The 13,656-nt window shown below is 68.1% G+C and carries 11 protein-coding genes; 5 read left to right on the top strand and 6 right to left on the bottom strand.

Annotated features, from left to right (window positions below; genetic code table 11):
- Nucleotides 1-26: 26 nt before the first annotated feature.
- Together QM569_RS13340 and QM569_RS13335 are read right to left on the bottom strand one after the other, a co-directional pair.
- Entirely contained in the window at nt 27-3,662 is a 3,636-nt protein-coding gene (locus QM569_RS13340; protein ID WP_414987717.1) for a hydantoinase B/oxoprolinase family protein, read from the bottom strand.
- An 80-nt stretch (nt 3,663-3,742) separates the two neighbouring features.
- Entirely contained in the window at nt 3,743-4,282 is a 540-nt protein-coding gene (locus QM569_RS13335; protein WP_414987716.1) for a winged helix DNA-binding protein, read from the bottom strand.
- Nucleotides 4,283-4,465: 183 nt separating this feature from the next.
- On the opposite strand from QM569_RS13335, the gene QM569_RS13330 reads away from it, so the two are divergent.
- From QM569_RS13330 to QM569_RS13310, 5 genes are read left to right on the top strand one after another with little or no spacing between them, the layout of a single operon-like run.
- Nucleotides 4,466-5,470 (top strand): TRAP transporter substrate-binding protein, encoded by a 1,005-nt coding sequence (locus QM569_RS13330; protein ID WP_414987715.1) that lies wholly within the window; start codon nt 4,466-4,468, stop codon nt 5,468-5,470.
- A gap of 12 nt (nt 5,471-5,482) precedes the next feature.
- Nucleotides 5,483-6,019, top strand: coding sequence for a TRAP transporter small permease (locus QM569_RS13325; RefSeq protein WP_414987714.1), 537 nt, complete (start codon nt 5,483-5,485; stop codon nt 6,017-6,019).
- A 9-nt stretch (nt 6,020-6,028) separates the two neighbouring features.
- A complete protein-coding gene (locus QM569_RS13320; RefSeq protein ID WP_414987713.1) occupies nt 6,029-7,339 on the top strand; it encodes a TRAP transporter large permease in 1,311 nt (436 codons plus the stop codon).
- A 57-nt stretch (nt 7,340-7,396) separates the two neighbouring features.
- Nucleotides 7,397-7,783, top strand: a complete 387-nt coding sequence (crcB, locus tag QM569_RS13315) for a fluoride efflux transporter CrcB (protein ID WP_414987712.1) — start codon at nt 7,397-7,399, stop codon at nt 7,781-7,783.
- 40 nt (nt 7,784-7,823) lie between these two features.
- Nucleotides 7,824-8,687, top strand: coding sequence for a TIGR00730 family Rossman fold protein (locus tag QM569_RS13310; RefSeq protein ID WP_414987711.1), 864 nt, complete (start codon nt 7,824-7,826; stop codon nt 8,685-8,687).
- 22 nt (nt 8,688-8,709) lie between these two features.
- On the opposite strand, the gene QM569_RS13305 is transcribed toward QM569_RS13310, so the two are convergent.
- The 4 genes from QM569_RS13305 to QM569_RS13290 all read right to left on the bottom strand — a co-directional run bounded on the left by QM569_RS13305 (nt 8,710) and on the right by QM569_RS13290 (nt 13,651).
- A complete protein-coding gene (locus tag QM569_RS13305; RefSeq protein ID WP_414987710.1) occupies nt 8,710-9,897 on the bottom strand; it encodes an MFS transporter in 1,188 nt (395 codons plus the stop codon).
- The gene (gene rmuC / locus QM569_RS13300) at nt 9,894-11,258 is read right to left on the bottom strand and encodes a DNA recombination protein RmuC (protein ID WP_414987709.1); all 1,365 of its coding nucleotides are present in this window, start codon (nt 11,256-11,258) and stop codon (nt 9,894-9,896) included. Before rmuC ends, QM569_RS13305 begins: the two co-directional genes overlap by 4 nt.
- 64 nt (nt 11,259-11,322) lie before the next feature.
- Nucleotides 11,323-12,297 (bottom strand): 2-hydroxyacid dehydrogenase, encoded by a 975-nt coding sequence (locus QM569_RS13295; protein ID WP_414987708.1) that lies wholly within the window; start codon nt 12,295-12,297, stop codon nt 11,323-11,325.
- A gap of 1 nt (nt 12,298) precedes the next feature.
- Nucleotides 12,299-13,651 carry a sodium:proton antiporter gene (locus tag QM569_RS13290; protein ID WP_414987707.1) on the bottom strand — a complete coding sequence of 451 codons (1,353 nt, stop codon included), beginning with the start codon at nt 13,649-13,651 and terminating at the stop codon, nt 12,299-12,301.
- Nucleotides 13,652-13,656: the final 5 nt, after the last annotated feature.

The following is a 13,656-nucleotide window of genomic DNA, read 5'->3' as shown; positions in this document are numbered from 1 at the left end:
ACAAGCGCTAGCGGCCATTTTGACCATTATTCCGGTTGGCCAAACCCGCCGCCCCCGGGTGTGTGAATCTCGAACACGTCGCCCGGCTGCATCTCGGCCTGGCCGATGTGTTCCAGCAGCTCGGTTCGTCCATCGGCCCGCACCACGCGGTTGATGCCCACGGCCCCCGGCTGACCGCCTGCCATGCCGAAGGTGCCGTGGATGCGCCCGTTCGAGAGGATGCTGGCCGTCATCGGCTCCAGGAAGCGCACGCGGCGGATGCCGCCGTCGCCCCCCTTCCACCGCCCAGCGCCGCCCGAGCCCTTGCGGATTTCGTAGCCGTCCAGCCGCACGGGGAAGCGGAACTCCAGCACCTCGGGGTCGGTCAGGCGCGAGTTGGTCATGTGGCACTGCACCACGCTGGTTCCGTCGAAGCCCCCGACGACGCGGCCCGCGTCGTCCGTCAACACCCCTGCGCCGCTGCCGCCGGAGATGGTTTCGTAGTACTGGTGGCGCGCGTTGCCGAAGGTGAAGTTGTTCATGGTGCACTGGCCCGCGCCCATGAGGCCCAGCGCGCCGTACAGCGCATTGGTGATGCAGGTGGAAGTCTCCACGTTGCCCGCCACCACCGACGCGGGCGGGTGGGGGTTGAGCATGCTGCCGGGCGGGATGATGACCTTGAGCGGCTTCAGGCACCCGGCGTTCAGTGGAATGTCGTCATCCACCAGCGTGCGGAACACGTACAGCACCGCCGCCATGCACACGGCCGTGGGCGCGTTGAAGTTGTTGGTCTGCTGCGCGCTGGTGCCGGTGAAGTCGATGGTGGCGCTGCGGCTTTGCGCATCCACCCGCACGGCCACGCTGATCTGCGCGCCGTTGTCCAGCGGCAGGGTAAAGCGGCCGTCCTTCAGGCGCGTGATGACGCGGCGCACGGATTCTTCGGCGTTGTCCTGCACGTGGCGCATGTACGCCTGCACCACGTCCAGGCCGAACTCGGCGGCCATGCGGCGCAGCTCCTGCTGGCCTTTTTCGTTGGCCGCTATCTGCGCCTTCAGGTCCGCCAGGTTCTGCTGCGGGTTGCGGCTGGGGTATTCGCCGCTTTGCAGCAGGGCGATCATCTCGGCCTCGCGCAGCACACCGCGCTCCACCAGCTTCACGTTGTCGATCTGCACGCCCTCTTGCTCGATGCGCGTGGAGAACGGCGGCATGGAGCCGGGCGTGGTGCCGCCCACGTCCGCGTGGTGGCCCCGGCTGCCTACGTAGAACGTGGGCGCGGCTTCATCGGCCAGATAGACGGGCGTGATGACGGTGATGTCCGGCAGGTGTGTGCCGCCGTGGTAAGGGTCGTTGAGCACGTACACGTCGCCGGGCTGCATGCTGCCCGCGTTGCGCTGGATGACGGTCTTGATGCTCTCGCCCATGCTGCCCAAATGCACGGGCATGTGCGGCGCGTTGGCGATGAGGTTGCCCTCGGCGTCGAACAGCGCGCAACTGAAATCCAGCCGCTCCTTGATGTTCACCGAATGCGCCGTGTTCTGCAGTTGCAGCCCCATCTGCTCGGCGATGTTCATGAACAGGTTGTTGAACACTTCGAGCAGCACGGGATCGACGGTGGTGCCCACGGCGTGCTGCACGGCGCGGGCAACGCGGCGGTTCAGGAACAGGTGATCCAGCTCCGTCAGCTGCGCATCCCAGCCGGGCTCGACGACGGTGGTGGCATTCTTCTCGGCAATGATGGCCGGGCCGGGGACCACGTCGCCGGGGCGCAGGTCTTCGCGCACCACCAGCGCGGCGCCGTGCCAGGCGGGCATGCCGTCCACGCCGCCGGTGTACATGCGCACGGTGCCACGGCGCGGCACGTCCCGCGCGGGGTGCAGCGCGTGGCGCGGCTCCTTGGGGGCGTCGCCGGGCAGCACGGCCTCGACCGAGACGGCCTCCACCACCAGGCCCTTGCCTTGCATCAGAAAGGCGAAGCGCTGGCGGTAGGCGGCCTCGAAGCTGGCGGTGATCTCGGCCAGCGTGCCAAAGGGGACGATCAGGGCCGAGTCGCTGCCCGCGTAGCGCACGTGGATGCGGCGATGCACCCAGGCGGCGCTGCCCGCGTGCTGGCGCTCCAGGTCGGTGCGCGCCGTGGCGGCCAGCGCGTTCAGCGTGGACTCGATACCGGGCAGCGCATCGGGCGTCAGCGCGGCTTCCACGGCCTGCTCGCGGATCACGCTCTGGTCGGCCAGGCCCATGCCGTAGGCGCTCAACACGCCCGCCAGCGGGTGGACGAAGACCCGCGTCATGCCCAGCGCATCCGCCACCAGGCAGGCGTGCTGCCCGCCCGCGCCGCCAAAGCATTGCAGCGTGTAGCGCGTCACGTCATAGCCCCGCGCCACGCTGATCTTCTTGATGGCGTTGGCCATCTGCTGCACGGCGATCTGGATGAAGCCGTGGGCCACGTCCTCGGCACTGCGGCCCGTCTGCGCGGCCATCTCGCCAAACCTGGCCGCCACCACGGCGTGGTCCAGCGCCTCGTTGGCGGCGTGGCCGAACACCTGGGGGAAGTGCGCGGGCTGGATCTTGCCCACCATCACGTTCGCGTCCGTCACGGCCAACGGGCCGCCGCGCCGGTAGCTGGCGGGGCCGGGGTTGGCGCCCGCGCTCTCGGGGCCGACGCGAAAGCGCGCGCCGTCGAAGCCCAGGATGGAGCCGCCCCCCGCCGCCACGGTGTGGATGCTCATCATGGGCGCGCGCATGCGCACGCCCGCGACCTGGGTCTCGAACTCGCGCTCAAACTCGCCCGCGTAGTGGCTCACGTCGGTGCTCGTGCCGCCCATGTCGAAGCCGATGACCTTTCCGTGCCCCGCAAGCTGCACCGTTCGCGCCATGCCCACGATGCCGCCCGCCGGGCCGCTCAGGATCGCGTCCTTGCCCTGGAAGGCACCGGCGTGCGCCAACCCGCCCGAGGACTGCATGAAGAACAAGGGCACGCCCGGCATCTCGCCCGCCACCTGGTCCACGTAGCGGCGCAGGATGGGCGACAGGTAGGCGTCCACCACGGTGGTGTCGCCCCGGCTGACGAACTTCATCATGGGGCTGACGGCGTGCGAGGCGCTGACCTGGGTGAAGCCCACATCGCGGGCGATGCGCGCGGCGGCCTCCTCGTGCGCCGTGTAGCGGTAGCCGTGCATGAAGACGATGGCGACGCTGCGCAAGCCCGCATCATGGGCGGCCCACAGGCGTTCCTTGAGATGCGCCTCGTCCAGCGGTTCGATCACCTCGCCCTGCGCGCCCATGCGCTCCTGCGCCTCGATCACGCGGCTGTACAGCAGCTCGGGCAGCACGATGTGGCGGTCGAACAGGCGCGGGCGGTTCTGGTAGGCAATGCGCAGCGCGTCGCGGAACCCGCGTGTGGTGACGAGCAAGGTCGGCTCGCCCTTGCGCTCCAGCAGCGCGTTGGTGGCCACCGTGGTGCCCATCTTCACGCACTCCACCAGCTCGGGCGTCACCGGCTGGCCGGGCGCCAGGCCCAGCAGGTGGCGGATGCCCGCCACGGCGGCGTCCTTGTACTGCCCGGGGTTCTCGCTCAATAGCTTGTGCGTGACCAGGCTGCCGTCGGGCCGCCTGCCGACCACGTCGGTGAAAGTGCCGCCGCGGTCGATCCAGAACTGCCAGCGGGGAGTGGATGTGGGGGCCATGGCCTGGGTCTCGTTTACTATCATTTAAATAGCTAATGGTGCTTATCAGATAAGCGCTGGAGGCCGATTTGATTGAATTTTCAAAGCGAAGCCGCCGAGCGCGCCGCCTGGTCGTACATGCCCGAGAGCACACGCAGCAAACGGGCCAGCTCGCCAATGTCGCGGTTGAGGGCGTCGTCGGCGTGCAGCGCGTCGATGAGGCAGCTTTCGCGGATCTCGCGGTAGCGCTGCACATGGGCACGGCCAGCCTCGGTGGCGGCATAGGTCACCTCCTTGCCGTTCTTCTGCGACGCCACCACGCCCAGGTTCAGCAGTTTCTTGAGCGCGTAGTTCACCAGATGGGTGTCCTCCACGTTCATGATGAAGCAGATGTCGGCCAGCCGCTTGTCACGCGCGCGGTGCGTGACGTGGTGCAGTACCAGCACGTCGAGCGGCGTGAGGTCCTTGAGCCCCGCCGCAGCCATGCAATGCACCACCCAGCGGTGAAAGGCATTGCCCGCCACGATCAGCCCGAACTCGAACTCGCTCATCTCCGCACTCTGCGCCGACACCAGGTGCGCAGACGACACGATGGGGCCGGAGTCGCCCTTGGCCACGGCCTTGGCCCGAGGTTTCGTCATGAACACCACCTTTGCAACAGTCGAATCTGGCACGGAATATGCATGTGCGATTGTAGGCAAGTCGGCGATGATTTGTTGGCAATTTGTCAGCATTCAGGCAAAACACCTAGGGCGCCACGGGTCGTTTTCTATACAGTCGCCGCCAGCCCCATCCACCCACGCCACCTATTTGCGGAGCATTCCATGAAGCGTCGAATCTTTCCCGTCACTGCGCTGGCCCTGGCGCTGGTCTGCGGCTTCAGCGCCACGTCATCCCTGGCCCAGGCCAGGTGGGACCTGGCGACGGCCTACCCGGCGGGCAACTTCCACACGGAAAACCTCGCGCAGTTCGCCAAGGACGTGGACGCCGCCACCGGCGGCAAGCTCAAGATCACCGTGCATGCCAACGCCTCGCTGTTCAAGGCCAACGAGATCAAGCGCGCCGTGCAGGGCGGGCAGGCACCGGCCGGCGAGGTGCTGCTGGGCAACTTCGAAAACGAGAACCCGCTGTACGGCGTCGATGGAATCCCCTTCCTGGCCGCCTCGTACGCGGAGTCCCGGCGCCTGTACGAAGCGCAGAAGGCTTCGCTGGACAAACTGCTGGGCACCCAGGGCATGAAGCTGCTGTACGCCGTGGCCTGGCCGCCCCAGGGCATCTACGCCAAGAAGGAGCTCGGCTCGGTGGCGGACCTGCGCGGCATCAAGTGGCGCGCCTACAGCCCCGCCACGGCCAAGATCGCCGAGCTGATCGGCGCCCAGCCCGTGACCATCCAGGCGGCCGAACTGTCGCAGGCGCTGGCCACCGGCGTCGTCGAGGCCACCATGACCTCTGGCTCGACAGGCTATGACAGCAAGATCTACGAGAGCATCAAGTACTTCCACGACACCCAGGCTTGGCTGCCCAAGAACGCGGTCATCGTGAACAGGAAGGCGTTCGACGCGCTGGACAAGCCGACGCAGGACGCGCTGCTCAAGGCATCGGCCGAGGCCGAGTCGCGCGGCTGGAAGGTCAGCGAAGAAAAAGCCGAGTGGTACAAGAAGGCGCTGGCCGAGAAGGGCATGAAGATCGTGCCGCCCTCGGCCAAGCTCATGTCCGACATGCGCCAGGTGGGCGAGATCATGCTGGCCGACTGGCTCAAGAAAGCCGGGCCTGAGGGCGAGGCCATCGTCGCCAGCTACCGCAAGAGCAGCCCCACCGCCAAGAAGTGAGAAGACGGCACGATGCTGCGCCGCTGGCTTGACCGCATCTACCTGGCCGCCGGAGCCCTGGGCGCCGCGTTCATCGCGCTGATCTGCATCCTGATGGTGGCGCAAAGCATCATGCGCGAGGCGGGCCTGCGCACCGGGGCCATCAACGACGTTGTGGCCTGGTTCTGTGCGGCGGCGGCGTTCTTCGCCATGGCCCACGCCTTCAAGCACGGCGACTTCGTGCGCGTGACGCTGCTGCTGGAGAAGCTGCCCCCGCGCCGCTGCCGCCAACTGGAGGCGGTGGCGCTGGCCATCGGCGCCGTGGCCGTGGGCTACCTCACGTGGGCCGCGTGCAGCTACACCTACGAAAGCTGGGAGTTCAACGACATCGCGCAAGGGCTGCTGCCCCTGCCACTGTGGATTCCGCAACTGAGCTTTGCCATCGGCTCGGTGCTGCTGTGGGTGGCGGTGGTGGACGAACTCGTCATCGTGCTGCGCGGCGGCGTGCCCACCTTCGTGCGCGCCGTCCAGGAACGCCACGCCATGGGCGACTTCTCCTCCGACATCTGAGAGCACGACATGGACATCCTGACGGTGGGCGGCATCCTGCTGCTGCTGATGCTGGTGCTGCTCTCGGGCGGCGTCTGGATCGCCATGACGCTGGCGATCTGCGGCTGGGTGGGCCAGGCGTTTTTCACCTCCACGCAGCCGGCCAAGAACCTGTTCTCGGCCTTCTGGGAAAGCAACGCAAGCTGGGAATTGGCGGCGCTGCCACTGTTCATCTGGATGGGCGAGATCCTGTTTCGCACCAAATTGAGCGAGGAGATGTTCGAGGGCCTGCGCCCCTGGCTCAACCGCGTGCCAGGGCGGCTCATGCACACCACCATCCTGGGCTGTGGCATCTTCGGCTCGGTCTCTGGCTCGTCGGCCGCCACCTGCGCCACCATCAGCAAGGTCGCCCTGCCCGAGCTGATGAAGCGCGGCTACGACGAGCGCCTGGCGCTGGGCTCGCTCGCCACGGCGGGCACGCTGGGCATCCTGATCCCGCCCTCCATCACCATGGTGGTGTACGCCGTGGCGGCGGACGCCTCCATCATCCGCATCTTCCTGGCGGGCTTTCTGCCCGGGCTGCTGCTGATGGGGCTGTTCTCTGGCTACATCGGCTGGTGGAGCCTGCGCAACCCCGGCAAGGTGCCCGCCGCCGACCCGCCCTCCACGCTGCGCGAGAAGATCCGCACATCGGGCAACCTGATCCCCGTGGGCGCGCTCATCGTCTTCATCGTGGCCGTGCTCGTCACCGGCTACGCCACGGCCACCGAATGCGCGGCATACGGCGTGCTCGGCTCGCTGGGCCTGGCGCTGTGGAGCCGATCGCTCACCTGGCAGAACTTCAAGGACGGGCTGATGGGTGCCACGCGCACCAGCTGCATGATCATGTTCATCCTGGCGGGCGCGGCCTTCCTCACCAAGACCATGGCCTTCACCGGCATACCGCGCGAGCTGGCCGAATGGGTGAACGCCATGCACCTGTCGCCCTTCGCGCTCATCAGCGTGCTGGTGATGGTGTACCTGGTGCTGGGCACGGCGCTGGACGGCATCAGCATGATCGTGCTGACCAGCGCCGTGGTGCTGCCCATGATCCAGCAGGCCGGGTTCGACCTGGTCTGGTTCGGCATCTTCATCGTCCTGCTGGTGGAGATCGCCGAGGTCACGCCGCCCGTGGGCTTCAACCTGTTCGTGCTGCAGAACATGACGGGCAAGGACAGCAACACCATCGCGCGCGCGGCCATCCCGTTCTTTCTGTGCCTGGTGATCTGCATCGCCATCATCACCGCCCTCCCGCAGATCGTGACCTTCCTGCCAGACCTGGTGATGGGCGCCGAGAAATAGCCCCTCCGTGGGCCACAATAGCGCCCGCAACCATATTTTTCGGGGGTCTGAACGCACATGCTCGCCGTCGTCACCATATGCATCGGGGCCTGCGTGGGGGCCCTGGCCCGTTGGCGCATGGGCCTGTGGCTCAACGCCCCAGGCGCCCTGCTGCCCTGGGGCACGCTGGCCGTCAACCTCATCGGCGGCTACCTCGTGGGGGTCTGCGTGGCCGTCTTCCAGGCGCTGCCGCAGCTCGATCCCCTGTGGCGCCTGGCATTGGTCACGGGCTTCCTGGGCACGCTCACCACCTTCTCCAGCTTCTCGGCCGAAGTCGTGAACATGCTGCTGCAACAGCGCTACCTGCTGGCGCTGGGCACCACGGGCCTGCACCTGATCGGCTCGCTCGCGCTGACCATCGTCGGCATGCAAACTGCTACATTTTTCATAGCTTCTCGTGCCTGATGGCAAAGGGCTGGAGGCCAATTTCATTCAAAAAAATTTCATGGACGCCAACACCCAACTCAACGAACGCCGCCTGGCCGACGCCTGGGCCGAACTGCAAAGCCACGCCGCCAGCGGCAATCCGCTGCATGCCGACGCCTACCGCCTGGCCTTTGCCGACCCCGAATTCATGTTCCGCCGCGAGACGCGCGGCATCCGCTTCCAGCTCGAAATGCTCAAGCCCGACCTGGGGCAGATGGAGCAAGGCATCGAGAGCACCATCGTCGTCTATGGCAGCGCCCGCTTCCTGGCGCCCGACGAGGCCCAGGCCCAGCTTGCCGAGGCCGAGGCCAGCGGCGACGCAGTGCGCCTGACCCGCGCGCGCCTGGCCGTGCGCAACGCCCGCTACTACGACCTGGCCCGCCAGTTCGCCCGCCTGGTGGCCGAGCACAGCGAGCGCCAGCCCGTGGCCGACCGCATCTACATCTGCACCGGCGGCGGCCCGGGCATCATGGAGGCCGCCAACCGGGGCGCGCACGACGTGGGCGCGCTCAACGTGGGCCTGAACATCGCCCTGCCCCACGAGCAAAGCGGCAACCGCTTCATCTCGCCCTCGCTGTGCTTCAAGTTCCACTACTTCGCGCTGCGCAAGATGCACTTCATGATGCGCGCCAAGGCGCTGGTGGCCTTCCCCGGCGGCTTCGGCACGCTGGACGAACTGTTCGAGGTGCTCACCCTGGTGCAGACCAAGAAGGCCAAGCCCGTGCCCATCGTGCTGTTCGGCACGGACTACTGGAAGCGGCTCATCAACTTCGAGCTGCTGGTGGAAGAAGGCACGATCTCGGCGCAGGACCTGGGCCTGTTCCACTACACGGACGACCCCGCCGAAGCCTGGGGGCTGATCAAGTCGTTCTACGGGCTGTAACGGGGCGCCGACGCCGCCCTGGTCAGTCCTGTCCAGGGGCCGCCTGGAGCCGCCAGGCAATGCGCGCGCCTGCCCCGACGATGGCGCCCACCACCCAGAACAGCCCGCCCACGCCGATCACCGCCCCGGCGGAGCCGAACAGCATGGGCATGAGCACGCTGGACGCGTTGATCGACATCAGCCGCAGCCCCAGGGCCTCGCCGTGGCGGTGGGGCGGCGTGATCTGGTGCAGCAGGCTCATCGCCATGGGCTGCACCGAGCCCAGCGCAAAGCCCAGCAGCACCGAGCACGCGCCCATGGCCAGGGCGCTGCCCAGCAGCGGATAGACGCCGAACAGCAGGGCCGTGGCCGCCATGGCGCCCGCCACCACCACACGCTCGCGCAGTCGCTCGGCCACCAGCGGCATCAGCAGCCGCACCACGGCGGCGGCCACGGCAAAGGCGCCCAGGATGGAGCCGATGACCGAGGCCGACAGGCCCCGCTCGTGCCCCAGCAGCGGCACGACGAAGGTGTGTACGTCCCAGCAGGACGACAGCAGCCAGTTGACGATGATCAGGCGGCGAAACGGCGGCTCGTTCAGCAGGTCCCACGCGCGCTGCGGCGGCCCCCCTTCGGCGGCGATGACGGGCGGCAGCTCCACCGTGCCGCGCACCCAGAACCAGGTGAGCAGCGGCAGCACGGCCAGCAGCGCGAACGCGGCGCGGTAGCCCTCGTTGCTGCCCGCCCCGGCGCCCGAGATGGCGCCCGCGTGGTCGATCATGATCCCCGCGAAGAACGGGCCAATGAAGTTGGACACCGCAGGCCCGATGGCGAGCCAGCTGAACACCTGCTTGAGCTGCGTGGCGTCGTGCGCCGCGCGCCCCACGTGGCGCTGCAGGGCGATGACGGCCGCGCCGGAGGCCCCGCCCGTCATCAGCGCGGCCAGGCACAGCACGGGGAAGACGGGGAACACCAGCGCCAGCCCCGCCCCCGTGGCGGCCACGGCCACGGCCAGGCCCACGGGGCGCTTCAAGCCATGCCGGTCGGCATAGCGGCCTGCGGGCAGCGCCAGGAACACCTGCGTGAGTGCGAACAGCGCCAGCAGCACGCCCACCGCCGCCGCGCTCATGCCCTCGCGCAGCGCGAGCAGCGGTGCGGCCATGCGCATGCCCGCCATGCTGGCGTGGATGCAGATCTGCCCCGCGATCAGCCGGGCCAGCGCCCAGTTCACGGCAGATCGTCCTCCAGCCCCGGCAAGGTCTGCGTGACGGGGGCGTCGGCGCCGGGCGCGGGCAGCTCCTGCACGTCGCGCAGCCTGCGCTGGATGGCGCGGGTGCGCACGCCCACCTCGTCGAACTTGCGGGCCGCCGCGTCGATGGATTTCTTGGTGGCTTCCACCACGTCGCCGAACTTGGCGAACTCGGTCTTGACCGTGCCCAGCAGGCTCCACACCTCGGACGAGCGCTTCTCGATCGCCAGGGTCTTGAAGCCCATTTGCAGGCTGGAGAGCATGGCTGCCAGGTTGGCCGGGCCGGTGATCATCACGCGGCAGCCGTTCTGCACGGCCTCGACCAAGCCAGGGCGGCGGATGACCTCGGCGAACAGGCCCTCGGTGGGCAAATACAGCACGGCGAAGTCGGTGGTGTGCGGCGGCGAGACGTATTTGCTGAAAATCTTCTTCGCCTCGGCCTTGATGGACGCCTCGAAGGCATTGCCCGCCGCCGCGATGGCGCCCTTGTCCGCCGCGTCCTGCGCGTCCAGCAGGCGCTGGTACTGCTCCACCGGGTACTTGGAGTCGATGGGCAGCCACACCGGGTGCTCGTCGCTCTTGCCCGGCAGGCGGATGGCGAACTCCACCAGCTCGTCGCTGCCCGGCACGGTCTTGACGTTGCGGGCGAACTGCTCGGGCGTGAGCACGTTGTCGATGATGGCGCCGAGCTGCATCTCGCCCCAGGTGCCGCGCGTCTTCACGTTGGTCATCACGCGCTTCAAGTCGCCCACGCTGCCCGCCAGGGTCTGCATCTCGCCCAGGCCCTTGTGGACCTGCTCCAGCCGGTCGCTGACGAGCTTGAAGGACTCGCCCAGGCGCTGCTCCAGCGTGGCGTGCAGCTTTTCGTCCACCGTGCGGCGCATTTCTTCGAGCTTGGCGGCGTTGTCGGCCTGGATGGCGGCCAGGCGCTCATTGAGCGCCGTGCGCAGCTGCTCGGCACTCTGCTGGCTGCCGCGCACCAGGCCCGCCAGCGTGTCGGACAGCTTGGCCTCGAACTGGCCGAAGGCGGCCAGCAGCTCGGCGCGGCCATGGCGCGACTCGGCCACGGCCTGGTTCAGCCGCTCGTCCACGGCCTGGCGCAGCGATTCCAGCGCGTGCTGCGTGGACTGCGTGAAGCCGCTGATCTGCTGGGCCAGCGCGTCCATGGCGCCGTCGTTGCGGGCCACGGCCAGTTGCGTGGCCTGCGCGGTGCGCTCCAGCGCGGACAGGCGCTCCAGCCATTCGGGCGGCAGCTCCACGCGCGGGCGGCGTATCAGCAGCAGTACCAGCAAGAGCACTACCAGGGCCAGCGCGGCCAGCAGGATAAGGGTGTCGGTCGTCAAGGTATTTACTATGATTTGTATAGCTGCCTGTGCTTGCTGCATAAGCGATAGAGGCCAATTTGGCTTAGATTTTGTTGACTGGCGTCAGCGGCCCGCGCCCGCCAAAGAAAGCGATGAGATTGTCCGCCGCCAGGTCGGCCATGGCGCGGCGCGTGGGCACGGTGGCGCTGGCGATGTGGGGCGTGAGCACCACGTTGGGTACGGTCAGCAGGTCGGGGTACACGTTGGGCTCGCCCTCGAAAACGTCCAGGCCCGCCGCCGCGATGCGCCGGTCCTTCAACGCCAGGGCCAGCGCCGCGTCGTCCACGATGCCGCCGCGCGCGATGTTGACCAGCGTGGCCGTGGGCTTCATCAGCGCCAGCTCCGCGCTGCCTATGGTGTGGTGCGCCTCGGGCGTGTAGGGCAGCACCAGCACCACGTGGTCTGCGGTGCGCAGCAGCTCGTCCTTGCTGACGTAGGTGGCCTTGCACTCGGCCTCCAGCGCGGGGGCCAGGCGCGAGCGGTTGTGGTAGATGACCTTCATGCCAAAGCCGTGCGCGCCGCGCTTGGCAATGCCCTGCCCTATGCGGCCCATGCCGATGATGCCCAATGTGCTGCCGTGGATGTCGCTGCCCGCGAACATGTCGTAGCGCCACTGGGTCCACTTGCCGGCGCGCAGGTAGTGCTCGGACTCGGTCATGCGGCGCGCCGTCGCCATCAGCAGCGCAAAGCCGAAGTCGGCCGTGGTCTCGGTCAGCACGTCGGGCGTGTTGGTGCCCTGCACGCCTGCGGCAGTCATGGCCTGCACGTCGAAGTTGTTGTAGCCCACGGCCATGTTGGCGACGATCTTCAGGCGCGGCGCTGCCGCCAGCAAGGCGGCGTCGATGCGCTGGCTGCCGGTGGAAAGCAGGCCGTCCTTGTCGGCCAGGCGCTGTGCCAGCTCGGCGGGCGTCCACAGGGCGTCGCCGGGGTTGTCCTGCACGTCGAAGTGCTGGCGCAGGCGATCGACGGTTTCCGCAAAGATGGCGCGGGCGACGAGGATTTTGGGTTTGTTGCTCATATCAACGGAACCAGATGAAGGTCATGACGACGAAAAGCGGCACCAGGATGCCGCCCGACCACAGCATGTAGCCGAAGAAGCTGGGCATCTTCACGCCCCGGTCTTCGGCGATGGCCCGGACCATGAGGTTGGGTGCGTTGCCGATGTAGGTGTTGGCGCCCATGAACACGGCCCCCGCCGAGATGGCGGCCAGCGTAGGGGCCAGTGTGGTCATCAGCATGGCCGCGTCGCCGCCCGCCGTGTTGAAGAACACGAGGTAGGTGGGCGCGTTGTCCAGAAAGGACGACAGCGCGCCCGTGGCCCAGAAGTACATGGCCGGGTCGGGCGTGCCGTCGGCGCGGGTGACGGCGGAGACGACGGGGCCGAACGGCCCGTGTGCGCCCGCCTTCAGCATGGCGATGACGGGGATGATGGTCAGGAAGATGCCCGCAAAGAGCTTGGCGACCTCTTGCATCGGCGCCCAGCCGAACTGGTTGTCCTGGTAAACCTTGCGCGGCGTGAGCCACAACGACAGCAGCGTCACCCCCACGAGCCCCGCGTCGCGCACGATGGCGGGCAGGCCGACGGGTGTGCCCGCCACGTCGAACGCCACGGGCGACTTCCACAGGCCGCTCGCCAGCACCAGCACCACGGCCACACCCAGCAGCGCGACGTTGACCTTGCCGTCGAAGCCGATGCGCCGGGTGCCGGGCGCCGGGTCGGGGCGGGTGGCTGCTTCGCGGCGGTGGCAATACCAGGAATCCAGCGCGAAGAAGATCGCCAGCAGCGCGCCGACCAGGAACAGCGTCTGCGCGAAGATGTGGCGCACCGTCCAGAAAAAGTCCACGCCTTTCAAGAAGCCCAAAAACAGCGGCGGGTCGCCCAGCGGCGTGAGCGCGCCGCCCGCGTTGCCCACGATGAAGATGAAGAACACCACCACGTGCGCGACGTGCCTGCGGTGGCCGTTGGCGCGGATCAGCGGGCGGATGAGCAGCATGGACGCGCCCGTGGTGCCCATGAAGCTCGCCAGCACGGCGCCCACGCCCAGCATGGCGGTGTTCAGCCCCGGGCTGCCGTGCAGGTTGCCCCGGATGTGGATGCCGCCCGCCACCGTGAACAGCGCGGTGAGCAGGATCACGAACGGCAGGTACTCGGCCACCAGCGCATGCACCAGGCCGGCGCCCGCCGCGCGCGGCCCGAAGACGAAGGCGCACGGCACCAGAAAGGCCAGCGCCCAGGCGGCGGCAACCTTGCCGTAGTGGCGGTGCCAGAAACGGGGCGCCACGAGCGGCACCAGGGCGATGGACAGCAGCGTGCCCGCAAAAGGCAGGCCCCACAGCACAGAAAGGCGGCTTCCGTCCAGGTCGGCGGCCATGGCGC

Origin of the sequence: Acidovorax sp. (genome assembly GCF_047607405.1) — a bacterium.
Taxonomy (GTDB): domain Bacteria; phylum Pseudomonadota; class Gammaproteobacteria; order Burkholderiales; family Burkholderiaceae_C; genus Acidovorax.
The sequence above is the reverse complement of the archived record's forward strand: the minus strand, read 5'-3'. Positions and strand labels throughout refer to the sequence as shown.